Annotated in this window: 22 protein-coding genes and 4 pseudogenes; 12 read left to right on the plus strand and 14 right to left on the minus strand. The window is 66.6% G+C overall.

Annotated elements, in window-relative coordinates:
- Positions 1-714 (minus strand): annotated as a pseudogene (locus ACFXB5_RS41810) (integrase); the annotation flags it as partial.
- 453 nt (positions 715-1,167) lie between these two features.
- Positions 1,168-2,133, minus strand: a complete 966-nt coding sequence (locus ACFXB5_RS41815) for an AraC family transcriptional regulator N-terminal domain-containing protein (protein ID WP_385218702.1) — start codon at positions 2,131-2,133, stop codon at positions 1,168-1,170.
- 87 nt (positions 2,134-2,220) lie between these two features.
- On the opposite strand from ACFXB5_RS41815, the gene ACFXB5_RS41820 reads away from it, so the two are divergent.
- Entirely contained in the window at positions 2,221-3,027 is an 807-nt protein-coding gene (locus ACFXB5_RS41820; protein ID WP_385218704.1) for an SDR family NAD(P)-dependent oxidoreductase, read from the plus strand.
- Between the two features lie 219 nt (positions 3,028-3,246).
- On the opposite strand, the gene ACFXB5_RS41825 is transcribed toward ACFXB5_RS41820, so the two are convergent.
- The gene (locus ACFXB5_RS41825; RefSeq protein WP_385218734.1) at positions 3,247-3,510 is read right to left on the minus strand and encodes a hypothetical protein; all 264 of its coding nucleotides are present in this window, start codon (positions 3,508-3,510) and stop codon (positions 3,247-3,249) included.
- A 16-nt stretch (positions 3,511-3,526) separates the two neighbouring features.
- Positions 3,527-3,682 (minus strand): annotated as a pseudogene (locus tag ACFXB5_RS41830) (transposase); the annotation flags it as partial.
- 191 nt (positions 3,683-3,873) lie between these two features.
- Here ACFXB5_RS41830 and ACFXB5_RS41835 point away from each other — a divergent pair.
- On the plus strand, positions 3,874-5,508 hold the full coding sequence (locus tag ACFXB5_RS41835) for an IS1634 family transposase (protein WP_385218706.1): 1,635 nt from the start codon (positions 3,874-3,876) through the stop codon (positions 5,506-5,508).
- 24 nt (positions 5,509-5,532) lie between these two features.
- Here the strand turns inward: ACFXB5_RS41835 and ACFXB5_RS41840 are convergent, their stop codons facing one another.
- Positions 5,533-5,997, minus strand: coding sequence for a MarR family winged helix-turn-helix transcriptional regulator (locus tag ACFXB5_RS41840; RefSeq protein WP_385218708.1), 465 nt, complete (start codon positions 5,995-5,997; stop codon positions 5,533-5,535).
- A 127-nt stretch (positions 5,998-6,124) separates the two neighbouring features.
- On the opposite strand from ACFXB5_RS41840, the gene ACFXB5_RS41845 reads away from it, so the two are divergent.
- The 3 genes from ACFXB5_RS41845 (at position 6,125) to ACFXB5_RS41855 (ending at position 8,309) form a co-directional block, all read left to right on the plus strand.
- Positions 6,125-6,862 carry an SDR family oxidoreductase gene (locus tag ACFXB5_RS41845; RefSeq protein WP_037953782.1) on the plus strand — a complete coding sequence of 246 codons (738 nt, stop codon included), beginning with the start codon at positions 6,125-6,127 and terminating at the stop codon, positions 6,860-6,862.
- A gap of 141 nt (positions 6,863-7,003) precedes the next feature.
- Positions 7,004-7,963: an LLM class flavin-dependent oxidoreductase gene (locus ACFXB5_RS41850; protein ID WP_119986365.1), complete on the plus strand. Its 960-nt coding sequence runs from the start codon at positions 7,004-7,006 to the stop codon at positions 7,961-7,963.
- Entirely contained in the window at positions 7,923-8,309 is a 387-nt protein-coding gene (locus tag ACFXB5_RS41855) for a VOC family protein (protein ID WP_385218710.1), read from the plus strand. The genes ACFXB5_RS41850 and ACFXB5_RS41855 overlap by 41 nt, the downstream gene beginning before the upstream one ends.
- Before the next feature lie 157 nt (positions 8,310-8,466).
- On the opposite strand, the gene ACFXB5_RS41860 is transcribed toward ACFXB5_RS41855, so the two are convergent.
- Entirely contained in the window at positions 8,467-9,573 is a 1,107-nt protein-coding gene (locus tag ACFXB5_RS41860; RefSeq protein WP_385218712.1) for an ISAs1 family transposase, read from the minus strand.
- Between the two features lie 662 nt (positions 9,574-10,235).
- Here ACFXB5_RS41860 and ACFXB5_RS41865 point away from each other — a divergent pair.
- From ACFXB5_RS41865 to ACFXB5_RS41875, 3 genes are all read left to right on the plus strand, one after another.
- The gene (locus ACFXB5_RS41865; protein WP_385218714.1) at positions 10,236-10,703 is read left to right on the plus strand and encodes a MarR family winged helix-turn-helix transcriptional regulator; all 468 of its coding nucleotides are present in this window, start codon (positions 10,236-10,238) and stop codon (positions 10,701-10,703) included.
- Between the two features lie 147 nt (positions 10,704-10,850).
- Entirely contained in the window at positions 10,851-11,615 is a 765-nt protein-coding gene (locus ACFXB5_RS41870; protein ID WP_385218716.1) for an SDR family NAD(P)-dependent oxidoreductase, read from the plus strand.
- Entirely contained in the window at positions 11,612-11,992 is a 381-nt protein-coding gene (locus ACFXB5_RS41875) for a DUF1330 domain-containing protein (RefSeq protein ID WP_385218718.1), read from the plus strand. The genes ACFXB5_RS41870 and ACFXB5_RS41875 overlap by 4 nt, the downstream gene beginning before the upstream one ends.
- 287 nt (positions 11,993-12,279) lie before the next feature.
- On the opposite strand, the pseudogene ACFXB5_RS41880 reads toward ACFXB5_RS41875, so the two are convergent.
- Positions 12,280-12,710 (minus strand): annotated as a pseudogene (locus ACFXB5_RS41880) (transposase); the annotation flags it as partial.
- A gap of 49 nt (positions 12,711-12,759) precedes the next feature.
- Between ACFXB5_RS41880 and ACFXB5_RS41885 the strand changes: the two are divergent.
- Entirely contained in the window at positions 12,760-13,317 is a 558-nt protein-coding gene (locus ACFXB5_RS41885; protein ID WP_385218736.1) for a hypothetical protein, read from the plus strand.
- Here the strand turns inward: ACFXB5_RS41885 and ACFXB5_RS41890 are convergent.
- Positions 13,244-14,304 (minus strand): annotated as a pseudogene (locus tag ACFXB5_RS41890) (integrase core domain-containing protein). The gene ACFXB5_RS41885 and the pseudogene ACFXB5_RS41890 overlap by 74 nt on opposite strands.
- 671 nt (positions 14,305-14,975) lie before the next feature.
- Between ACFXB5_RS41890 and ACFXB5_RS41895 the strand changes: the two are divergent.
- The 3 genes from ACFXB5_RS41895 (at position 14,976) to ACFXB5_RS41905 (ending at position 17,080) form a co-directional block, all read left to right on the plus strand.
- On the plus strand, positions 14,976-15,800 hold the full coding sequence (locus ACFXB5_RS41895) for a reverse transcriptase domain-containing protein (RefSeq protein WP_385218720.1): 825 nt from the start codon (positions 14,976-14,978) through the stop codon (positions 15,798-15,800).
- Positions 15,712-16,341 carry a group II intron maturase-specific domain-containing protein gene (locus tag ACFXB5_RS41900; protein WP_385218722.1) on the plus strand — a complete coding sequence of 210 codons (630 nt, stop codon included), beginning with the start codon at positions 15,712-15,714 and terminating at the stop codon, positions 16,339-16,341. Before ACFXB5_RS41895 ends, ACFXB5_RS41900 begins: the two co-directional genes overlap by 89 nt.
- A 463-nt stretch (positions 16,342-16,804) precedes the next feature.
- Positions 16,805-17,080: a transposase gene (locus ACFXB5_RS41905; RefSeq protein ID WP_385218738.1), complete on the plus strand. Its 276-nt coding sequence runs from the start codon at positions 16,805-16,807 to the stop codon at positions 17,078-17,080.
- A 74-nt stretch (positions 17,081-17,154) separates the two neighbouring features.
- Here ACFXB5_RS41905 and ACFXB5_RS41910 read toward each other — a convergent pair whose 3' ends face one another.
- The 6 genes from ACFXB5_RS41910 to ACFXB5_RS41935 all read right to left on the minus strand — a co-directional run bounded on the left by ACFXB5_RS41910 (position 17,155) and on the right by ACFXB5_RS41935 (position 22,441).
- The gene (locus tag ACFXB5_RS41910) at positions 17,155-18,138 is read right to left on the minus strand and encodes a LysR family transcriptional regulator (protein WP_385218724.1); all 984 of its coding nucleotides are present in this window, start codon (positions 18,136-18,138) and stop codon (positions 17,155-17,157) included.
- A 39-nt stretch (positions 18,139-18,177) separates the two neighbouring features.
- Positions 18,178-18,387, minus strand: coding sequence for a hypothetical protein (locus tag ACFXB5_RS41915; protein ID WP_385218726.1), 210 nt, complete (start codon positions 18,385-18,387; stop codon positions 18,178-18,180).
- 74 nt (positions 18,388-18,461) lie between these two features.
- The gene (locus ACFXB5_RS41920; RefSeq protein ID WP_385218728.1) at positions 18,462-20,291 is read right to left on the minus strand and encodes an AMP-dependent synthetase/ligase; all 1,830 of its coding nucleotides are present in this window, start codon (positions 20,289-20,291) and stop codon (positions 18,462-18,464) included.
- A 46-nt stretch (positions 20,292-20,337) separates the two neighbouring features.
- On the minus strand, positions 20,338-20,838 hold the full coding sequence (locus ACFXB5_RS41925; RefSeq protein ID WP_385218729.1) for a flavin reductase family protein: 501 nt from the start codon (positions 20,836-20,838) through the stop codon (positions 20,338-20,340).
- A complete protein-coding gene (locus ACFXB5_RS41930) occupies positions 20,831-21,610 on the minus strand; it encodes an enoyl-CoA hydratase/isomerase family protein (RefSeq protein ID WP_385218731.1) in 780 nt (259 codons plus the stop codon). The genes ACFXB5_RS41925 and ACFXB5_RS41930 overlap by 8 nt, the downstream gene beginning before the upstream one ends.
- A gap of 12 nt (positions 21,611-21,622) precedes the next feature.
- Complete coding sequence (locus tag ACFXB5_RS41935; protein WP_385218732.1) at positions 21,623-22,441, minus strand: enoyl-CoA hydratase/isomerase family protein; 819 nt, start codon at positions 22,439-22,441, stop codon at positions 21,623-21,625.
- Positions 22,442-22,561: the final 120 nt, after the last annotated feature.

The raw sequence follows: 22,561 nt of genomic DNA on the forward strand, positions 1-22,561 counted from the left end.
GAGTCCATGCGGATGCCGAGGTCGGTGGCGAGGTTGCGGGCTTGCTGGGTGGTCCAGGCCGCGGTGGGGTGTGCGGTGACGCCGCCGATGTGCAGGCGTCGGGTGTGGTGCTCGAGGAAGATCAGGGCGTACAGGCGGTGCAGGCTGATGGTGTCGATGTGGAGGAAGTCGCAGGCGATCAGGCTGGTGGCCTGCGCTGAGAGGAACCCGCGCCAGGTTGGGCCGGCGCGGCGTGGTGCAGGGTCGATTCCTGCGGTGTGGAGGATCTGCCAGACGGTCGAGGCGGCGATCGGGTGTCCGAGCCGGGCCAGTTCACCTTGAATCCGGCGGTGGCCCCATTGGCTGTGCTCGTGGGCAAGGCGCAGTACGAGGTCCTTGACGGCGGCCTGCGTGGGCGGCCGTCCGGGACCGCGGCGTTGTCGGGAGTAGTCCCAGGCGGTGGGCGACGAGTTTGCGGTGCCAAGCCAATAGCGTGCCGAGCGTGATGGGGAAGACCTTTGCCCAGCTGCGGCGGGGGATGAGCGAGGACAGAGAGACGAACCACAGGCGGTCCGCGGGTCCGTACCGTACTCGCCCTTGTAGTTGGCGTCGTAGCACGGCGTTTTCATGGCGCAGGACGAGAAGTTCGGCCTCCTTCGAGGTGTCCCGCCGCAGAAGCACCGTCGGGACGGCGAGAAGGCGTCGAGTCACCTGGTACAGAAGCGACACGATCATCTCACCATGGTCGCAGCTCTCCGCACGCTGGGTGGGGCGTTTGACCAGCAGCGATGAATAACCGAGCCCCACACGCGGTGTGACCAGCAATGCCAGCCGTGCACGCTGCTTCTTGTTCAGCATCCGGAGCAGCGCTGCCATGACAGCCCGATCGCTCCAGGAAAACCGAGGCCGTGGCTGGATGCGTTGCGCGACAGCGAGCTGGTGCCGGAGCGTCAAGATCTCGACGTCCTTCGCCGCACTCGACCGGGCAAGCAGCACAAGCCATCCGAAGAGTGGCACGTTAGTTGATAGATCAGACGTATCGCCACGACCCAGCATGATGCCGCACAGCACCCGCCAGCCCCGCGCTCGGGTAGATCCGAACCCGCAGGTCACCTCGGGTGACGCAGTTTCCGGCACCCACAGGCCTGCAATAGCACTTGGGCCACGGCCACGGCTACGACGTCTGCGTCAGGGACTTGTCGGCTGGTCGCCGCCGCTGTCCGTAAGCGCCGGGGCCATCTGTCGGAGGTGGGCACGAGAGCGGGTGGCATCGGTGGCGGGCGGCGCGCCGTACACGGCGCGGTAGTCGCGTGAGAAGTGCGACGCGCTGCGATAGCCGACGGTACGGGCGGCCTGAGCTGCTGACTCCCCGAGAATCACCATGCGGTGCCGGGCCTCGCCAAGCCGCAGCCGCTTGAGGTACTGCATCGGAGTCATCGAGGTTGCCTGCTTGAATCGTCCGAAGAGCGTCGATTCGCTGGTGTGGAGGGCTGCCGCGAGCATGGGCATCGTCCATGGTTCGCTCATCTTGTCGGTCAGGTACGCAACTGCTTGGACAACCACTGATCGCTCCTCCCCATTCGTCGCGGCGAGAATGCGGGGCGCCTGTTCCGTCTGCAGGAGTCGAAGAATGACTTCACGCGCGATGGCTGGACCCAGAATCGGGATCGTCTCGGGCTCATCGAGCAGCCCGACGAGCCTGGCGAACGCGTCTGCGAGGCCTGGGGTCCACGTGCCGAGTCGTTCCAGCGATCCGGTGGACGGGTGGGAGTGGTGAGGAAGGGCAACGGCGACCTCCCGCACGAGCACAGGATCGAACTCCCAGGTCGCCGACAGGAAACTGCCGGCCGCGTCGGTCTCGACCACACCCGCGACGACGGGAAGATCGACGGGAGTCACCAGGAAGCGGTCACTGCCCCAGACGTCGTCGTCCGTGCCGACGATGGAGCGTTTCCTTCCGGCGAGAACCACGGCAAGCGAGGGCACATAGCGTTGGAAGAAGAGGGGCGTGGCGCCACGAACATGTGACAGTCGCAGGCTGAGCCTCGCTGCGCGCGCCTTGTCATCGGCATGCCGGGCGACGATGCCGGCCGAACGCCCAAGGCTCGCGGTGACTGCAGGCGCCGTGCTCGCACTCCCATCCACCGAACTCATGTTACGCGATCAAGCCTTACGGGATCAGGCAATAATGCCGTGGATTTCGGCAAGCCCGTGGTCGGCTTGAGCGCCCAGTATTAATGCATGCAACAGAATCAGGCACTCCAAGAGCTCCTTGAAGCCCTTCCCGCCGATGAGCGGCTGCGCGGGAGGACGGCTCTGATCACCGGATCGTCCAGCGGCATCGGGGAGGCGATCGCGAAAGTCCTCGCCGCTTCCGGCGCCGAGGTCGTCGTGTCCGGCCGGAACTCCGACCGCGCCGGAGCAGTCGCGGACGCGATTCGCGCGAAGGGCGGTACGGCGCACGTCGTGACCGCGACTCTCGACGCGGAGCCTTCGGAGATTCGCGAGTTCGCCGCGCGAGCCGAGGCCGCCCTTGGGGGGAGCATCGACATCCTCGTGAACAACGCCGGCGTCTACCCCGGCGGCAGCACGGCGGACGTCACGGACGAGGAGATGCAGGCCCTGTGGGCGACGAACATCCGCGCACCGCATGTGCTCGTCGCCACCCTCGCTCCTCGTATGGCCGAGCGCGGCCATGGATCCATCGTCAACATCGGCTCCTGGATGGCACGAGTGGGTGTGCCGTATAAGGCGCTGTATCCAGCCACGAAGGCAGCAATCGAGCAGCTCACGCGCGCCTGGGCAGCGGAGTACGGACCGGGCGGCGTGCACGTCAACACAGTCGCGCCGGGAGCGACGGCTACGCCCGGCAACGGAGCCTTCGTCGATGTTCTCGCAGCGATGACGAAGGACACCCCCGCAGGGGCGCCTGTGCGCCCGATCGACATCGCCTACGCAGTTCGCTGGCTGGTCAGCGACGAAGCGGCGTTCGTCCACGGCGCAACCTTCGACATCGACGGCGGAATCGACGCCACCCGCATGAGGTAGGGCACGTCCTAAAAGGCCGTTTCCCTGCGTTACGTCGCGCAGTGAAGCACACCGCGCGACGCTGACGGCAAAGCGGCGACATGGAGTGCTCGCAAACGTCATAGACGTGGCGAGGGTCTCGATGATCGGTGTGTGAAGACTGACCTCGAGACCCTCATTACCGCACTGTACGTGAAAATCGACGACGAGTTGGTCACTGACTAGGCGGTTTCGTTTGGATCAGCGGGCGGACCAGAGGAAGATGCCTGCGATGTGAAGTCCGGCCAGGTAGATGGTCACGGTCTTCTCGTAGCGGGTGGCGATGCCGCGCCACTGCTTCAGGCGGGTGATGCATCGCTCCACGGTGTTGCGCTGTTTGTAGGTCTCGCGGTCGAAGGCTGGTGGCCTGCCGCCCTGGCTGCCGCGTCGTTGCCGGTGTACGCGCTGGTCCGCCGGGGCCGGGATGACCGCCCGGATGCCGCGCTTGCGCAGGTGTTCGCGGATTGCGCGGGTTGCCGTACTTCTCCGGCAGGTGAACCCATTGCGTTCCGGTCTGGAACGTGAACGCGATCGCGTCGATCACCTCCCGGTGATCACGCCACCGGCCACCACGCTTCGGTGTCCGGTCCGGGAGGAACGGCTCGATTCGCATCCACTGCGCATCAGTTAACGGCACGCCCGGACCAACGATCGACTGAACCAAACGAGACTGCCTAGTCCCGTACTTCGCGGGTCGTTGATTCGTATGGTGTGACTGGCTTGGGGGTGTCCTGGGCCGGCGGTGTGGCGTTGGGTGGGGTGTGTCGATGACTTCCCGGTTCCCGCGGCCACGGTCTGCGTCAGCGCCTTGATGTGGTGGTGACGTCCGTGGTGGAGAACAGTCTGGGCGCTCTGCCTGTCGCTGCCGAGTTTCTGCGCCGGCTGGATGTCGCCGGGATCGTCGATGAGGTGTGTCCGGGTGGTGCGAGCGCGCATCTGTCCCATGGGCAGGTGATTGAGGCGCTGGTGGCCAACCGTCTGACCTCGCCCGCACCGCTGGTGCGGGTCGGCGACTGGGCCCGCACCTGGGCGGTGGAGGAGGTCTTCGGCATTGAGCCGGACCTGCTCAACGACGACCGTCTGGCCCGGGCCCTGGACGCGATCGCACCGGCCCTGGAGCAGATCGCGGGCACCGTCGGGGCACGGGCGATCGCCGAGTTCGGGATCGAGGTGTCGAGACTGCACTGGGACATGACCAGCATGTCCGTCCATGGCGCCTATCCCGCCGACGACCAGGACGAGCAGTACCCGGTCATCAGCTACGGGCATCCCAAAGACCGGCGGGTGGATTTGAAGCAGGTCCAGGCTGGGCTCGCGGTGTCCGCCGATGGCGGTATCCCCGTCCACGCCCGTGTCTTCGGCGGCGGCGTCGCCGAGGTCAGCCAGGTCGTCGGGGCGATGAAGGACCTGCGGGCGATGACCGGTGAGCGGAAGTTCTGGATGATCGCCGATTCCAAACTGGTGTCCTACCCGAACGTCACCGCACTGCTGGCGGCCGGGGTGGACTTCATCGCGCCGGTCCCGGCCGCGCAGGTCAAGGACGAGGTCTATGCCGCCTTGGACCTCACGCAGGCACAGCTGGTGGACTGGGTGCCCGAGCGGGACGAGGGCAAGCCGGCCGGTGAGCGGGAGGCATACCGGGTACTGGAGGACATCCACACCCTGGCCGGGCCCCGCAAGCGGGATCCGGTGCACCGGCTGCGCCGGATCCTGGTCCACTCCACCGCTGTCGTGGCGGGCCAGCGCAGGGCCCGCCAGAAGGGTCTGGCGGGGGCCGGGGAGGAGATGGACAAGCTCGCCGGCGCGGCGGGCGGTCGCCACTACAAGACCCGGGAGAAGGTCATCGCACGAGCCGGGGTCATCGCCGCCAAGCGCCGTGTCACCGCCTGCCTGCGCTGGACCATCACCACCGACGAGCACGGCACCCCCACCCTGGCCTGGCACTTCGACCAGGACGTCCTGAATGCCGAGGCCGCCGTCGACGGCTGGTACGCGCTGCTGACCAGCATCCCCGCCGACCAGGCCGACCCAGCCCAGGTCCTGATCCACTACAAAGGCCAGGGCACGGTCGAGCGCCGCTACCACGACTTCAAAGGCCCCCTCGCGGTCGCGCCGGTCTTCGTGCAGCACAACCGGCGCGTCGCCGCCCTGATCCAGGTCATCTGCCTGGCCCTGCTGGTCTTCTGCCTCATCGAACGGCAGGTCAGACGCGCACTCGGCCCCGAACAGACCATGACCGGTCTCTACCCGGACAACCGCCGCGTCCGTCCCACCGGCCGCATGATCTTCTACCACCTCGGCGAACTCACCCTGCGGATCGGCAACGTCACCGACCCGCCCACCGTCCAGATCACACGCGGCGTCCAACTCCACCTCCTCCACCTCCTCGACCTCCTCCACCTCCTCCACCTCCTCGACCTCCTCGACACCGACATCACACGAACCCGCTGGCCACAGACCTAAACCGGTGACCCGCGAAGTCCGGGCCTAGTCGGATTGAGCACCATCGGAGTCCATCCCGCTGCGCCGGGCTATGAGTTCATCCTCGATACGCCGGAGCGTGGCATTGACGATCTCGATGGTGGCGGGGTCGTCGATGATGCCCCGGAGGGTCCGGTCCCAGTTGTCGCGGAGGATCTGGTGATTCTGTTGGGCCTTGTCGGTGGGGTACAGACGCACGCCTCGGGCGTTGCGGTCGTCCACGACGCGATCCACGAGCCCCCTCTTCTCCAGGCCGCGCAGTACCCGGCTGAAGTTGCTCGACGGAAGCAGGGTCGCCTCCGACGCGGCGCGCGCGGACGTGCCGGGGTGGTGGTGGATGAACCGCATGACGCTGATCTCGATCGGCGTGCACGGCTCGAAGGCGGGGTCCGCCGGGGGCCGAAGCTGGCGCCCCACGGCGAAGACCAGGTCGGCCAGCTCGTGGAGACTGGCGGCTTTGACGTCGCTCATGCCACGAGGATACCTTCCTATTGCTTGATAGCTATCGATTGATAGCATCGAATGGCGGACGCCCCCGCGCCTCGAAGGCCGTGGCGCTGCTCAGGCAATCCACCGACTCATGGATGAGGAATCCCCTATGGAGATCAGCGGAGCCGTAGTACTCGTGACCGGAGCGTCGTCAGGCATCGGAGGGGCCACCGCACGCGCCGCCTCCCGCGCCGGTGCGCGCGTGGTACTCCTCGCTCGCCGCGAGGAACGCATCCGGCAGCTCGCCAAGGAACTCGGCGAGTCCGTGGCCCTGGCCGTGCCATGCGATGTGACGGACCGGGCCCAGGTCGCGGCGGCCGTAGAAGCCGCGATCGAGAAGTTCGGGCGGATCGACGTCCTGGTGAACAACGCAGGCCAGGGGCTGCAGGCGACCGTCGACGCCATCGACCCCGAGGACTTCCGGGCCGTCCTCGAACTCAACCTCGTCGCACCCCTGACCGCGACGCAGGCCGTCCTTCCGCAGATGCGCAAGCAGGGAGCCGGGGCCATCGTGAACGTGGGCTCCGGGATCATCTGGTCGTCGCTGCCCGGATCCGGCGCATACTCCGCTTCCAAGGCCGCCCTCGCCAAGCTCTCGGCTATCGCCCGCGTCGAACTCGCCGACGACAACATCGCCGTGTCGATGATGTTCCCGTCGATCACCGAGACCGAGTTCGTCAGGACGGTCCGCGGCGACGTCGCAGACGCGCTGAAAATGGAGGGCTCCAGCGGCTTGGTACCCCAGTCGCCCGAGGGCGCTGCCGACACAATCCTCGATCTGATCAGGAGCGGCGCCGAGCAGGCCGACCTCGTCCCGGAGGAGTACGGCGGCACGCTCAAAAGCTGAGCCACCGAAAACTGAAAATACCCCGACGCACGTCATGAGGCCGGGCGGGCAACGCCTTCCGCTGCTGTCGACGAAGCACAGCCGGCAACGGTGGAAGGACACGCACCACCCGGTCCGTTACCGAAGGAAGAGACACGGCACATGGAGATAGGCGTAGGGCTGCCGGGTCATGTCACCGGAGTCGAGGAGCGTACGTTGGTGACGTGGGCGCGGCGGGCCGAGGAACGGGGATTCGCCTCGCTGATCGCCAGCGACCGCCTGGCCTGGTCCACTCCGGAACCCCTGATCACACTGGCCGCGGCAGCCGGGGCCACCGAACGCATCCGGTTGGTCACCAGCGTGCTGCTGGCCCCGCTGCACACCAACCCCGCATTGTTCGCCAAGGCCGCGGCGACCTTGGACCGGATCGCGGGCGCCGGACGGCTGCATCTCGGTCTCGCTCCCGGAGCCCGCGAAGACGACTACCGGGCGAGCCACCTGGACTTCAGTACTCGAGGGCGTGCCCTGGACACACTGGTGGAACGCGTCACCGCCATCTGGCGGGGTGAAGAGGAGGTGGGCCCGGCCCCGGTCACCCCCGGAGGGCCGCCACTGTGGTTCGGCGGCACATCGAAGGCGACGCTGCGGCGTATCGCCTCCCACGGCACCGGATGGATCGCCGGAACCGGCGGAGACATCGACGAGTTCACCACATTCGCCACCCACCTCCACAGCCGCTGGAAGGAGGCCGGCAGGCAAGGACGTCCGCGCACCAGGGCCACGGCGATGTTCGCCCTCGGCGGCCACGCACACCGATCCCTCGCCCGCGCCGTCAACGACTACTACGCCTTCGCCGGCCCCGACTACGTCCGGACCGTCATCGACACAGCGGCCACCACCGCCGACGTGATCCACGCAACCGTCACCGCCCACGAAGCAGCCGGACTCGACGAACTCGTCTTCGTGGGCAACCACACCGACCCGAAACAGATCGACCTGCTCGCCGACATCCTCGGGGACAAACTCACCTCCCCGAACAGCACAACCAGGGCGCCGGACCGCTCACATCGAAGGAACCAAGATGCCGAACGAGTTGAACCACTTCATCGTCCACTGCCGTAACCGGCGAGAGTCCGCTGCGTTCCTGGCCGACGTGATGGCCGCCCCCGCCCCCTTCGACTACGGCCGGTTCACGCAGGTCAACACATCAAACAACGTCGGCATCGACTTCGCCGACGACTTGGTCCCCGCCGACCGCATCAACGAAAGCCACATCGCATTCCTCGTAACCGACGAAGAGTTCGACGCAATCCTGGCCCGCCTCAAGAAGAACTCCGTCCCCTTCTGGCCGAACCCGGTCAAGATCCGTGAAGGCGAGATCAACCACCTATTCGGCGGGCGCGGCCTGTACACACTCGACCCCGGCGGCACGGTCCTGGCCGAGTTCATCACCACGCCCTACAGCTAAGCTTGTTCTTTATCTACCAAGATCTTCCAGGCTTGCCGATGGCCTTGAGAGTCTCGGGGCGTTTGACGGTCTTGCCGACGGCGTAGCGGGGTGCCCGGTGTGTGTTCTTGACGCCGGGTGGCAGGGTGGCGTCGTTCAGGGGTTCTGTCCGGTCTGATCACGTGATTCCGAGGGTGGTCAACGGCCGTGTGGTGTCTCGGCTGTGCTTGCGCAGGCCGGCGGCGATGTTGTCGCAGTTGGTGAGGCGGAGGGCGCCGATGGCCAGGTTGCGCAGTGTCGCCATGGCACGGGGTGCGGTTCCGGTCCGTACACGCGAAGCGTCCTCGGCGAAGGTGGCGTCGCGCACGTGGTGGATCTTGTTCTCAATGCCCCAGTGTTCGCGCACGCGGTGTGCGATCTCGGGAGCGTCGGCCTGCTCGGCAGTGAGGTCGGTGACCGCGTAAACGCGTTCCAGGGTGACCTTGCCTGTGCTGACCGTCCGGCGGCGGCGTACGATCTGCACGGCCTGGGCGCAGTAGGGGAAGGCGAGGCCGCGGGCGACGGTGGCGGTCTTGACGCGGCGGATCTCGTCCCGGCCGTGTGCGGTGGCGCGGGTCTTGCCCAGCAGCGGAACCTCCCGCCAGGGCAGTTGCTTCATCTGCTGGTGCAGCAGCGGCTGGTTCCCTTTGATCACGGCGATGTAGTGGGCCTTCTTCTCCTCCACCAGGAAGCGGGCGTGGGTTGTCTGGGAGTGCAGGGCGTCGAAGGTGACCACGGTGTCGGCCAGGTCGAGCGCGGCGAGCATCGGCTTGAAGACGGTGATCTCGTTGGTCTTGGAGCCGACCTCGTGCTGGGCGGTGACCAGGCCGGTGCCGGTCATCGCGGCGAGCAGGTGAACCTGGGTGCCATCGGTGCGGCGGGCACCGCGGATTATCTTGCCGTCCACGGCCAGCGAGCGGCGGGGCCGCTCGGCCACGTCCTGGTCGGCAGGCAAGGGGGCGTGATCGCGGGCGGCGAGCCATGCGCCGACTGCCGCATCGAGGGCGTCGCCGTCGACGCGCTGCAGAACTCGGCGCACAGTGGCCTCGGCCGGGGCAAGAGGGCCGGTGGGTTCGCGATTCGGTCCGCCGAGCGCAGTGAGCACGGCGGCCGGTGCGTCGGCTGCCCATTCAGCGATCGCCATCAGCGATTTCGCGCCGGCCAGCACCGCGCATGCGGCGAGCGCGAGGACGAAGGAGAGGGGATGGCGGCGGCCCTTGGCCGGGCGCGGATCGGGCACTGTCACGAGGCAGTCCAGCAGATGCGGGTGTTCCCCGGGCCCAGCGGGGCGGGCGTCGGTGAGTTGGCCCAGGCCGGCAGGGATGAGCGATGATGAGCGGGCAGGCACGGTCTTCCGTTGCGGTGATCAGGGAATCGACACCTCATGATCACCCGGAGGCCGTGTCCGCCTCGCACAACGAACTCCACGGCCACGCTGATCACCTGAACCGCTATCAAGTCGGACAGGCCGGCTGAAGACGAAGCCCTGGGTATCCGGACGGTCGCTCGGGCGGCCCAGGGCAGCGAGACGACGGTCCGCAAGGGCAGGGACACGTTGAGGCCGGCAAGGAGCCTTTGTCCAGGGTACGGAGGCCCGAGGACAGCCGACAGATGACAGGTGTTGGTCCGCATAAGAACGGTAGGACAAGTTCAGAACGTGTATCAGAGCCGATGATCTGTGACGTAGGGTGAGCGGGGGCTGGAAAGAAGACGGGCCCGGCGCTGCTTGACGGGACCGGACTCGTTTGGCTCCGGCGGACCGCCAACGATGCCGCCGGTACTATTCCTCCTCCGCCGAGTGACGTCGGCCGACAGCGCCCGTGCGGCGGAGCGCCGCGTGGCGCCGGGGTTCGGCTCCGAGTGCTGCGGCTGGCTGGGAGGACGGCTTCGGGAAGGTACCGTCTAAACATGACCCGCGAGGATAAGACGGCGGCCGTTGCGCTACCCACCCCAGGAACCGCCAACGCGATGCTCAGCGATATGTTGTGGGAGGTTTCGGCGTACGTCGAGCTTCTGGGTGAAGCGGAGCTCGCCGATCTTCCGATCACGACGGCCTCCAGCGGAATGCTTGTGACTGTCTATGCCGAACCCGGTATCACCGTAGCCGAGATGGCCCGTCGCACACCCCGGTCTCAGCAGGCCATCAGTCAGGTGGTCGCCCGTCTTGAGAAGCTTGGCCTGGTCGAGCGCCGCCTGAGGCAGGGGCGTGGTGTCGGTCTGCACCTCACCATCGAGGGCCGGACCATGGCCGAGGTGGCTCTTGAGCGTGAGCGAGCGGTCGATGCGCGGCTCGTCGCGACGCTGGGCAGGAAGAACTACGACATGCTGCGTCGACTGCTTGTGGAAAGCTGCGTTCTGCTCCGCCCTGAGGGATAGCGTCCGCCGAGGAGCCCGTCGCTCGCCGCAAGGACCCACGTAACCACAAGATCTTGTTGAAACAAGACTTTGTGGTTAGGTTGGGGGTGTCAGGCATCCCGGCCCGTAGGAGGCCGCGGCGCACGCAGCAAAAGCGGGAGTGTCGCAATGGTCCACACATCTGTTGTAGACGTCATCAGCCTCAGCGGCCGCCGTGCCGCGGTGACCGGGGCGGGGTCCGGCATCGGGCGAGCAACTGCCGTCGTTCTCGCGAAGGCCGGTGCCTCAGTTCTCGCCCTCGACATCAACGAAGGGGGGCTGGCGGAAACGAAGGCTCTTGCCCACCAGATTGCGGACGTGGCTTTCGACGTCGCGACCGTTGACGTTTCGGACTTCACGGCGGTCGACGGCATCCTGGGGGGCGAGAACCTCGACGTGGTGGTCAACTCGGCCGGCATCATGGCGCCGGACTCGCTCGCGACGACCAGTAGGCAGGATTGGGATCGCGTCCTGGCGGTGAACCTGACTGGATGCTTCAACGTGCTCAAGTCCGCCGTCCCCCGCATGAGGCGCCCCGGCAGCGTGATCCAGATCTCCTCGATGATGGGGCACGGCGGCCTCGCGTTCCCGGCCTACACATCCACAAAGGGTGCAATCCTGGCCCTCACCCGGCAGCTCGCGGGCGAACTCGGCCCGCAGGGCATCCGGGTCAACTCGGTGAGCCCCGGGATGACCCTGACGGGGATGACGCAGGACCACCTCAGTGACGACGAACATCGCGATCACATTGCCGAGCGCACCCCGCTGCGCATGGTGGGCGCTCCGGGGGACATCGCCAACGCGGTTCTCTACCTCGCGAGCGACCTGTCCGCATTCGTGACAGCCACGGACATCCTAGTCGACGGCGGTCTGACCTCGGTAATCAACCTGTGACTGAGGCCGGACCTCTGGAAAGGCGTGCGATGAACAAGGGCTACATGATATTTACGCTGGACGTCAAAGACAGCGACGGAATGCGGAAGTATATGAAAGCAGCACGGGCTACGATCACAGACGACATCAGACTGCTCGCCGTCGGCACTCCCGAAGTGCTCGAAGGAAAGTGGTACGGCACGACAACTGTGATCATGGAATTCGCCAATGCCGACGCCGCGCGCGCGTGGTTCGGCTCGTCGGCATACAAAGAGGCGTCCGAGTTTCGGCACGCGGCGTCGGACGCGAAGGTCGCCATCCTTGATGGTTTCGACACGCAGGCGTATGCGCAGTCTTCACCGGAAGACGTTGTCGACCTGTTCGGCGACCTTTTGTGACGATCAGGACAGGGCGGTCAGCGATCCACCGTGCTGATCCGGTGGTGAGCTGTCTCAGCTTCGCAGCGTTGCCCCCGACGGCCCTCGGCAAGACCGGCTGCCGTCCTCGACTCCGCAGGCCTTACCGCGCGGCAGGCGCGATGAGTCCCACGCGATCGGCTCGCCGTCGCTGTTGTGGCCCCAGGTTCCTCCATCGTCAAACCGGACAGAACCCATGAACGACGCCACCCTGCGCCGGGTGGCGGTCCGGGGCCGGCGCCTCGGGGTTTGGGAACACGGGCCGGTCAGGCGAGGTGAGCGCGGATGTTCCTGAACCCCCGGCGGACCCGGGCCGGGGTGAGCCGGTCGGAGGTGGTGGGTTTCTCCCAGGGGCGCCGGAGGTCCGCGGCGAGCGGCCGGGCGAGCCGGAGCTGGGTGTGAGCGATGATCAGGATCCAGGTCCAGCGGTCCGCCGCCTCGGGAGTACGGAGTTCGGAGTGGTCCAGCCCAGGGTCTGCTTCGCGAATCGGAAGGTGTGCTCCAGATCGAAGCGGCGGAGAAATGCCTGCCAGAAGCGGTCCACGTCGTCCGGGGTGGCGCCGGTCTTGGAGGACCATAAGCACACCGGCGGGGCCTCCCGGTCCTTGGACAGATGCTCGACCTTCGGCCGCATCAACGTCCCCTCGGCCAATGGCAGTTCACCATCGTGGTCAAGCCAAGAGGAGCGGTGGGTGAGCCTTTTCCTCGAGGACACCGCGCTCGCCGGAGACCTGCGCGCCGCGCCCACCGTGACGCCCGCCGCCGCATACCCGCACGGAGCCACCGTCGACTTCGTCGCCACCCGTGGTCCCCACCACCTCCAGCTGCGCGTCCACGAACGCGGCGTCGGCGAGACCCGCGCCTGCGGCACCGGAGCCTGCGCCGCCGTCGCGGCCGCCCGCGCCCACCAACCGTCCCCGCCCCTGGCCGTCGACTACACCGCGGACCTGCCCGGCGGGCGCCTCCACATCGTCGTGCGTCCCAGCGGGGCCATAGACCTCACCGGTCCCGCCCTCATCACCGCTCAGGGCACCGTCAGTCTCATCCAGCCCAGCGGACCCGGGTTCCCAGTTGGATCCCGCACGGGGCACATCGTGGGGCTGGAGTATCCGGGACCGGCCCGTTCAGGGGGAGCCGTGCCGAACATGCCCAAGGCTGAGGCCGATCCTCAGTGGTCCGCGCTGGTCGAGCCGGAAGAAGCCACACAGAGCTCGCGGGAATCCTCGCCGTACGTCACCACGCTGCTGAGCTGGGCGTTCTCTGTCGATGGTGAGGTGGTCGGGGCAGCGTGGTGTGGTACTCGTTGAGCAGTCCAGCGAGTACGTGTCGGCGCCTGACCGTGCGAGCGTGTAGGGGGATGATGTTCGGGTCGTCGTCTGGGGCTCGTAGGTCCAGGCTGCGGTGGGGTCGTCTGGCGTTGTAGTGCTGGGCATACGTGGTGAGGACGGTGCGCAGGTGTCGTTCGCCGGTGATGAGGATTCGGTCGGTGCATTCGGTGCGGGCTGTGCGTATCCATCGTTCGGCGAACGCGTTGGACCGTGGGCTTTGCGGCGGTGTCGGGATGATGGCTGTGCCGTTATCGGCGAAGACGGCGTCGAACGCGGAGGTGAACTTGCTGTCCCGGTCACGGATGAGGAACCGGAAGCACTCAGCCCTCTCTTCGAGGTCCATGAGCAGGTTGCGGGCGAGTTGGGTGACCCAGCGCCGGTAGGGCGTGCGGTGACGCCCAGGACATGGACGCGCCGGGTCTTGATCTCCATGACGAAGAAGACATGGAGACGCTTGAGGAAGACGGTCTCCACGTGCATGAAGTCGCAGGCGAGCAGCGTGTGGGCCGGGGCGCGGAGGAAGGAGCGCCAGGTCTGCTGGGATGCGCGCTGGGGTGCGGGCGGTAGACCGGAGCGGCGCAGGACGCGCCGGATCGTGGCGGCGGCGACCCGATGGCCAAGCCGTCGCAGTTCACCCTGGATCCTGACGTATCCCCAGGTCGGGTTCTCTGTCGCCAGGCGCTGGATGAGCGCGACTGTCTCTTCCGGCAACGGTGGCCGACCGGGTCCGACCGTCGTCTGGCGCCACTTCCAGTGCACCAGACGGCGGTGCCAGTTCGGCAGGGTGCCCGGAGTGACCAGCCGATGGCTACGTAAGACAGGTGGCAGGTGCCGTGCGAGAGCGGAGAGCACGGCACGATCAGCCCATGAGAGCTTTGGCCGCTTGATCTGCTGGCGAAGCACGGCGACCTCATGACGAAGGGCAAGGATCTCGGCGTTTTTCGCGGCGGTCGATCGGCCCAGCAAAAGGATGCAGCCCAGCAGGCGGCAGAAGATCAGGTAGAGCAGTCACAGACTCACAATCACTGATCATGCCCACACTTGGGCGAGCACAAAGCCCCAGGTCAACCACCGTACGGCAATAAAGACACCCTTCACCTGGAGCGAGGACTGCACCCAGCTGTTCAGCACGGTGCATGCACCGCCGGACCTCTGACGCTCCCTGACCGACCTGCCCGAAAGGGCCCGAGACCTGTGGAGAGGCCGGTGTCGAAGTGGAGCGACAACCACCCCTTGGGGGTGCGCAACCGGCCGGTCCGCAACATCATGTGAAGCCTGCAGTGTCGTCAGCACCGACCCGGGCGAGCGGGGTCAAGGAGGAGCCGAGCCCGTGCCTTGAAGGGCGAAGGCCATGGAAGACGCCTGGGAATCTGGAGCGGGCGTCGAAGGACCTCCCGGCGTAAGGGGCGTGGAACGGTCGGAGGGTTGTCCTGGGAACTGGAGAGGGCCTCCTCGGCCCCGGGTCTGCGGCCCGGGAAGCAGGGCCCGCCTATAACCGGTGGAGCCGGGAAGTGGCGGGCTGCCGAGAGGCAGTCGGAGGGGGCCGTAGTAGTGCCGATCGGCGGGAGAACACAACCCACCGGGAGTGAAGGGCCCCTGCTTCATCGATGCGTATCGCGTGTGAGGAGGAGACTCGGGTGAGTGCCGGATCGGCTGGTTCCGCCCGCTGGGAGGAAGGCGTCGCACGACCGGACGGCCGTCCTTTGGGCAAGGTCCGTGCCGTGCAGTGGACGCTCTGCCGCTGTGCCAAGCAAGATCCCGAACGTCGGTTCCATGCCCTGTACGGCCACGTCTTTCGCAGGGACGTCTTGTGGCGGGCCTGGGCCGGTGTGTGTGCGAACCGGGGTGCTCCCGGCGTGGACGGGGTGACTGTCGATGCCGTGGCCGCCGCCGGGGTGGAGGAATTCCTCTGCGGCTTGTCGCAGCGGCTACGGGCGCATACGTATCGCCCGTCACCGCTGCGGCGGGTCATGATCCCCAAGCCGGGGCGGCCGGGGGAGTTCCGGCCGCTGTCGATTCCCACCGTGGCGGATCGGGTGGTGATGACGGCCGCGAAGCTCGTGCTCGAGCCGATTTTCGAAGCCGGCTTTCTGCCGGTCGGCTACGGTTTCCGGCCCAAGCGATCCGCGATCGACGCGTGCGAGAGCGTGCGCGTGGAGGCGAACCGGGGCCGGGACTGGGTGTTTGAGGCCGATATTCGTGACTGCTTCGGGTCAATCCGGCATGATGCCCTCGTAGCCCAGGTGGCCCGGTGCATTGTGGACGAATCCGGTGCTGAAGCTGATCCGGGCGTGGCTTCGGGTGGGGGTTCTGGAGGACGGGGCGACCGGCTCGCCAGGAGCGGGAACCCCGTAAGGTTCACCGATTTCACCTTTGCTGGCGAACGTCGCGCTGCACCTCCTCGACGAGGCGTGGCAGGGCGAGGGGCGACGGCTGGGGGTATTGGTGAGGTATTGCGATGACTTCGTGGTCCTGTGCCCGACCAGGGACCGTGCCGAACAGGCGCGGGAACTGGCGGGCGCGGTGCTGGCCGCACTCGGGCTGCAACTACACCCGGACAAGACCGGCATCACCCACCTCGCCAGGGGTGGACTGGGCTTTGATTTCCTCGGCTTCCTCCACCGCAAGGTGGAGTCGTGGCGTCGGCGCGGCAGGTTCCACCTGCAACGCTGGCCGTCCAAACGGGCGATGGGGGTACTGCGGGACAAGATCCGCGCGGTCACCGATCGCCGCCACGTGGGACGATCACTGACGGCCGTGATCACTGACCTCAACCCCGTACTGCGGGGCTGGTCGGCATACTTCCGCTGGGGCAACTCGGCCGGGAAGTTCTCCATGATCGACAGCTACGTTCACGAGCGACTTGCGATCTTCGACAATCGCAAGCGCAACATCCCCGGCCGCAGTTGGGGCAAGCGCCACGACGGCGTGTGGTTCAACCGGCTCGGGGTGTTCCGCCTGTCCGGAAACGTACGCAGGGTGGCAGTGCATGCCAGCCGGTGAACGATGTCGGTAAGCCGTGTGCGCGAGAAGCGCATGCACGGTTTGACGGGCGGGGGCTGGAAACGGAGCCCTCACAGGCCACCGCGCCAGTCCCCGACCCTACTCAGCAGACCTGGCGTACTTTCCTCCGCTCCCAGGCCCACACGCTGCTCGCCTGTGACTTCATGCACGTGGAGACCGCCTTCCTCAAGCGTCTCTATGTCTTCTTCGTCGTGGAGATTGCCACTCGGGGCGTCCATGTCCTGGGTGTCACCGCCTCGCCCGACCGGCGCATGGGTCACCCAACTCGCCCGCAATCTGCTCATGGCCCTCGAAGAGAGGGCTGGGTGCTTCCGGTTCCTCATACGGGACCGGGACAGCAAGTTCACCGCCGCATTCGACTCCGTCTTCGCCGGCAATCGGCACAGCCGTCATCCCAACTCCGCCGCAAAGCCCACGATCCAACGCGTTCGCCGAACGATGGATACGCACAGCTCGCGCCGAATGCACCGACTGCCTCCTCATCACCGGTGAACGGCACCTGCGCATTGTCCTCACCCAGTACGCCGAGCACTGGAACGCGGGACGGGCCCACCGCAGCCTCGACCTACGCGCCCCGGATGACCACCCGAACGTCATCCCCCTGCCTGCTGCCGTAGTCCGACGGCGACAGGTACTCGGTGGTCTGCTCAACGAGTACCACACCACGCCACCCCAACGACTTCGCCAGTCACAAGAAACACCCCGATCAGCGGCCTGATCGGGGTATTGACACCCTTCAGGCATGCCGAAGGCCACTCGGCAGCACCGCCCGGCCCGAGACGATCGCCGACCTCATTCTGCGAGCTCCACCCCCGCGTGGCTCAATGTGTCTGGTTCGCCGGTGTAGCCCTCGTGAACGAGGGAGACTCCTCGCGGGGGATCGATCTCGGTGGCGCGCATGAAATCCAAAAAGCGAGCCGCGACGGGCGAGAGGTCCTGACAGCAGCGGTACATCACGCCGGTGACCCTGGTTGCTCCCGGAGAATCCACGGGTACCGCGACCAGATCATCCAGACCGAAACCCTGCAACTCCAAGGCCGGCAGAGCTGCCACGCCCACGCCGGCCCGTAGCAGCCCGCGGATCGTCGCCGCGCTACAGGCATTGAAGTGGTGGCTCACCGAGATCGAGTGCTTGCTGAACGCAGCGTCAGTGATCGCTCGGATGCTGGTTCCGGGCCGCGTTGCGACCACGGTCTCACCATTGAAGTCCGCCCACGAGATGGAATTCCGCGCCGACCAAGGATGGCTGTGGTGCGCGACACCGTAGAACTGTTCTCGCAGCAGTGGTGTGAAGCAGAAGCCGTCTGGCAGGTCACCGTGGGCGGTCAAGCCGAGTTCGACAGTTCCACCTTCGAGGCGTTCGACAACTTCATCCGCGGCCCCATCGATGATCTCGAACTCCACCTCGGGGTGATCCAGCATGAAGCCGCGCATCACGCCCGGCAGCACAGCCGCCGCGAGCGACGGAAGCGCGGCTACGGCGATGGTTCCGGACTGGGCCGCCACGTACGACATGAAGCGGCTCAGTCGCATGTCCACGTCGTCGAGGACGGCGCCCGTCATGAGGAGAAACGCATGCCCCTCGGCCGTGAGGTCGAGCTGCCGAGTGGTGCGGTCGAACAACCGCACCCGCAGGAGACGCTCGACTTCCTTGATCCTCCTGCTGAGGACTGACTGAGAGATGTGCTCTGCTGCGGCTGCTTTCGTGAAACTGCCGGATGCGGCGAGTGTCCGGACCGCGCGAAGCTGCTGCAACGTCAGGTCAGGGACCGGCATGGCTCCACCTCTTGCCGCATACTCGGGTGGACGTGGCAATCATGACTGAACCCGCGGTCCGGCGGCGTAGTAGCCGTTGTCGGCGTGCCCGGCCAGCTCCGAGCGCTTGACCGTTTCCCGCGGCATGCCGCAGGGCACAGGGGTGGCGGACAACAACGGCCGACGGCCACGGCAGGCACGGGATACGACCACCTGATCGTTGATCAACACGTAGAGTGCCATCAGACGAGTGTTCAGTTCTTCGCTCACACATCAAGCTGAACGCCCTCCTCCCACGCCTGCGGACCGATCTCACCTCACGCGATCTCCATGCGATCAACCACCTAGTTCGGCCTCGAGCGCACATGGTTTGCGATCGCCGCGTCGTCGTTCGCGCCGTACATGTCGTCGATCAACGTGGCGAACGAGCTCACGACGGCATTGCGCTTGATCTTGCCGTTCGCAGTCCGCTCGCCGCGCTCGACTTCCAGGGGCCGCGGCAGAACGCGAAAGTCCTTCAACTGCTCCACCCGCGCGAGGTCCGCGTTGACCCGAGCGACCTCCGCCCGCAGGCGTTCGGCCAGGGCCTCTGCCGACCGGGCGGCTGCGGTTGTGCTCGGCTCGAGCAGGACGGTGAGGTACTTACGGGCGTCGCCGACGACGATCGCTTCGTTGATCAGTGAGCTCTCCTTCAACCGGGTTTCGATGGGCTGAGGATTGATCGTTTTGCCGCCTCGGGTGATGATCACGTCCTTCTTCCGGCCGATGAGCCGGATGTCGCCGTGGGGTGTGCGCTCTATCAGGTCACCGGTGCGGAACCAACCATCCTGGTAAGCAGCCTCGGTCTCCGCCGGGTTGCGCCAGTATCCGTCGAAGAGCAACGGCGCGCGGAGCAGCATTTCGCCATCGTCCGCGACTTTCACCTGGAACCGTGGGTCCGGGAATTTCCTGCCGATGAAGCCCGGACGGGGGAACGGATGGTTGAAATGAGCTATGGGACACCCGGCGGTCTCGGTGAGACCGTAGTTCTCACGAAGATCGAGCCCCCAGATCTGCCAAATCGCGATGACGCTTTCGGGCATCGCGGCAGACGCGGTGTAGGCAACCCGGATGCGATCCATTCCGACGGTCGCCCGCAGTGGCAAGAACACCCAACGAAGTGCGGCAGCGTACGCGATCCGCAGCGGTACCGAGGGCCGGCGATGGGACCAACGGCGTTCGGCTACTCTGCGGCCGACCCACATGGCGGCGCCATAGGCGTAGCGACGAAGTCGCGGCCAGACCTCCGTCCGTGCGATCAGTTCGCCGGCGATCTTCTCGTAGAACCGCGGCGGCCAGAGCACTGCCGTCGGCCGCACCGAACGCAACACATCTTCGTAGTCACCAATGCGGCAGTATGTGACCACCAGCCGTGAGAGCAGCGGCGCGAACACCGACACCAACGCCGGCGCCACGTGGGCCAACGGCAGGAAGCCCACGGCATGGTGCTCGTGGCGGAGGAGCTGCGGGTAGAGGCCGACGAAGGTCTGAACCGAGTGCTGAAGCGTGCGGTGCGAGTGGGTGACGCCTTTCGGAGCTCCCGTGGATCCCGACGTGTAGAACAGCACGGCGGCATCGTCGAGGGAGCCGCCGGCGACCAGCTCGGACAGAGGATCGGCGCTGTCGTCGGCGTACTGTGTTCCTTCTTCGCACAGCGCTTCCCACGGTGTCCCTCTGATCACCTCGGGTAGCTCCGGCGGAGTGGCGTCGATTCCGACCACGAGCCGCAGCTTCGGCGTGTGTGCGGCGACCTTCGCCACCTTGCTGAGCTCCGTCGTCGTCTCGCCGATGAAGGCGACGGCCTCGCTGTGTACGAGGAGTTGCTCGATCTCGGCAGGTGAGTTGGTCGGATAGACGCCGATCACGACGCCGCCGAGACTCTGCACGGCCAGCGCGGCGAACACCCACTCCGGGCGTGCGCTGCTCATCACCGCGACGCGATCGCCGTGCCGCACACCTTGCGCGATGAGGCCGAGCGCGAGATCTTGCACGCGATCCCGGTACGTCCGCCACGTGATCGTCTGCATAACCCCGTCACGCCAGTAGCGCAGCGCGACGGCGTCGGGTTCCCTGTTCGCGCGATCGAGCAGCAGCCCCGGTAGCGTCCGGGTTGGCTCGAAACTGGTCAGATCCATGACACGGCCTCTCTTCCAGAGCCGACAAGCCCGGGCCCGATGAGATTCATGCGGCACTCTCCCCGAGGTGCAGGAAGCCACCTCGGTACCACGTCACCGGCTTGCCACTACCTGTCCGCGCGTCGTCTACACGGCCGATGAGGATCACATGATCCCCGCCGGGTACGACGTGCTCCAGTTCGCAACGGATGACTTCCGCCGCATCGGGCAGTAGCGGGTGACCACTCTCATCGAATTCGAAGGCCCCGTACGCGAACTTGTTTTCACCTTTTGTCGCGAACTTGATCGCCAACTCGGCGTGCGCGGGAGTCACGATGTTGACGATGAACCGCTCGGCCGCCATGAAGACGGGGGAGCAGTCCGCTCCTCGGTCCAGGCACACCAGGACGAGCGGCGGATCGAGCGACAGCGCCGCGAAGGAACTCGCGGTGAACCCGTGCGGCATGCCTGACGCGCTTCGCGTCGTCACGATCGTCACGCCTGAGGGGAAGCGGGCCAACGCCGAACGGAAGGCGTCCGGGTCCAGCCCTTGAAATCGATCAACCATGAAATCCCTCGCGGGCGGCTCGGGCGGCAGGGTCGTCGAAGACCGTGCGCGCGTCGGCGACCGTGACGCGGAGCTGCTCTTCGACCGGCCAACGGGAAGTTCCTGAGTGCAGGGCCCGTTTCAGCGCCGCGAACACGGCAGGTGGTTTCGCCGCTGCCGCCCGCGCGTCCGCCATCGCGATCGCGAGCAGGTCGCCCTGCTCGACCACCTGGTCGACGATGCCCATCCGCTCCGCGTCGAACGCGTCGACGGGCTCTCCGCCCAGCAGGAGGCGCCGGGCCGCGCGGTCGCCCAGGACCCCGCGCACTCGAGTGATCCCCTTCACGGCCGGCAGCATCCCGTGGTTGATCTCGGGGAAGACGAAACGCGCCTCAGTCGACGCGTACACCTTGTCGGCGAACAGGGCCATTTCGATGCCGCCACCGACGCACCAGCCGTTGACCGCACACACCAGCGGCCGGGGAAAGTCCTCCAGTGCGCAGAGCAGCGCGTGAAACGACGCCATCCGTTCGACCATCGAATCGGCGCCGAAGCCGATGGCTTCCTTGATGTCGCCACCCGCGCAGAAGAAGCGCTCACCAGCTCCCGTCAAGACCACCGCGGGGGTGCGGGGTCCGCCGGCGAGGGTTTCCAGGGTCGTTGTCAGCTCGCTGACGAGCGAATTGCTGAGCGCGTTCGCCGGCGGGTGGTTCAGGGTGAGTACAACCACGCCGTCCACTTCGTCGGACCCGTGCACAGCGCTGGGCGCTGTGTTGTGCGAGGCAATGCTCATGCTCGCCTTCCCTCAGTTCGCCGGTCCGCCGGCGGTGCGAGCGGAGGGGAAGTCCACGGGGCGCTTCTCCCGGAAAGCCTGGCGTGCTTCGGCGTAGTCGGCACCGGCGAAGTCGAGGATCTCGAGTGCCGAGGACAGCTCGTGCTGAGGCACCGCGTTGGTGAGCCAGGCATTGAGCGCACGCTTGGTGAAACGGAGCGCCTGCTGGGAACCGCGGGCCAGCTGGGACGCGACCTCGAGGGCGCGGGGCAGCACCTGCTCGCGGGGAACGGACAGGCTCACGAGCCCGATCCGCTCGGCCTCGGCGCCCGTCAGCTTCTCGGAGGTGAGCACGTAGTACTTTGTCTTGGCCATGCCGACAAGCAACGGCCAGATGAGCGCGGCGTGGTCGCCGGCGGTCACACCGACCTTGGTATGGCCCTCGATCAGCACCGCGTCGTCCGCGGCGATGCTGATGTCGGCGAGAAGCGCGGTCGACAGCCCGTAGCCGACCGCGGGGCCGTTGATCGCGGAGATGATCGGCTTCTCGATGCGCAACATCGTCGCGACCCGCTTGCGTTCGGTCTCCAGCATCGCGAGCGCGTCCTGGGGCGTGGGATCGGGCTGAGCGACGTCCATCCCGGTACAGAAGGCTTTGCCGGCCCCGGTGATGACGACGACCCGGGTCTGGTCGTCGCGCTCGACGTCGGCCCAGATCTGGTTCATCTCCTCGAACATCGGCAGGGTGAGCGAGTTGTACCGGTCGGGTCGATTGATCGTGATCTGGAGGACGCCGTTGTCGTGGCGTTCGGTGAGGACGTTGCCGGTGCCGTGGTGGTAGAGGTCGGTCATCGGCTGGTCTCCTTGTGGTGGCTGGGGTTGTGCGTGTCGTTGAACTGGCGGAGTGCTTCTTCGTGGGCGGGGCGGGCGGCTCGGATCTCGGCGAGGATGTCGTCGGCCGGGCGCACGACG

It is taken from the genome of Streptomyces sp. NPDC059455, assembly GCF_042750115.1.
Lineage (GTDB): Bacteria > Actinomycetota > Actinomycetes > Streptomycetales > Streptomycetaceae > Streptomyces > Streptomyces endocoffeicus.

What these genes read in the sequence shown, in the direction of transcription:
- ACFXB5_RS41870 (WP_385218716.1), top strand. Translation starts at nt 10,851, where the DNA reads ATGGTCCACACATCTGTTGTAGACGTCATCAGCCTCAGCGGCCGCCGT.
- ACFXB5_RS41920 (WP_385218728.1), bottom strand. Translation starts at nt 20,291, where the DNA reads ATGGATCTGACCAGTTTCGAGCCAACCCGGACGCTACCGGGGCTGCTG.
- ACFXB5_RS41840 (WP_385218708.1), bottom strand. Translation starts at nt 5,997, where the DNA reads ATGAGCGACGTCAAAGCCGCCAGTCTCCACGAGCTGGCCGACCTGGTC.
- ACFXB5_RS41865 (WP_385218714.1), top strand. Translation starts at nt 10,236, where the DNA reads ATGACCCGCGAGGATAAGACGGCGGCCGTTGCGCTACCCACCCCAGGA.
- ACFXB5_RS41935 (WP_385218732.1), bottom strand. Translation starts at nt 22,441, where the DNA reads ATGACCGACCTCTACCACCACGGCACCGGCAACGTCCTCACCGAACGC.
- ACFXB5_RS41930 (WP_385218731.1), bottom strand. Translation starts at nt 21,610, where the DNA reads ATGAGCATTGCCTCGCACAACACAGCGCCCAGCGCTGTGCACGGGTCC.
- ACFXB5_RS41845 (WP_037953782.1), top strand. Translation starts at nt 6,125, where the DNA reads ATGGAGATCAGCGGAGCCGTAGTACTCGTGACCGGAGCGTCGTCAGGC.
- ACFXB5_RS41850 (WP_119986365.1), top strand. Translation starts at nt 7,004, where the DNA reads ATGGAGATAGGCGTAGGGCTGCCGGGTCATGTCACCGGAGTCGAGGAG.
- ACFXB5_RS41815 (WP_385218702.1), bottom strand. Translation starts at nt 2,133, where the DNA reads ATGAGTTCGGTGGATGGGAGTGCGAGCACGGCGCCTGCAGTCACCGCG.
- ACFXB5_RS41910 (WP_385218724.1), bottom strand. Translation starts at nt 18,138, where the DNA reads ATGCCGGTCCCTGACCTGACGTTGCAGCAGCTTCGCGCGGTCCGGACA.
- ACFXB5_RS41925 (WP_385218729.1), bottom strand. Translation starts at nt 20,838, where the DNA reads ATGGTTGATCGATTTCAAGGGCTGGACCCGGACGCCTTCCGTTCGGCG.
- ACFXB5_RS41820 (WP_385218704.1), top strand. Translation starts at nt 2,221, where the DNA reads ATGCAACAGAATCAGGCACTCCAAGAGCTCCTTGAAGCCCTTCCCGCC.
- ACFXB5_RS41855 (WP_385218710.1), top strand. Translation starts at nt 7,923, where the DNA reads ATGCCGAACGAGTTGAACCACTTCATCGTCCACTGCCGTAACCGGCGA.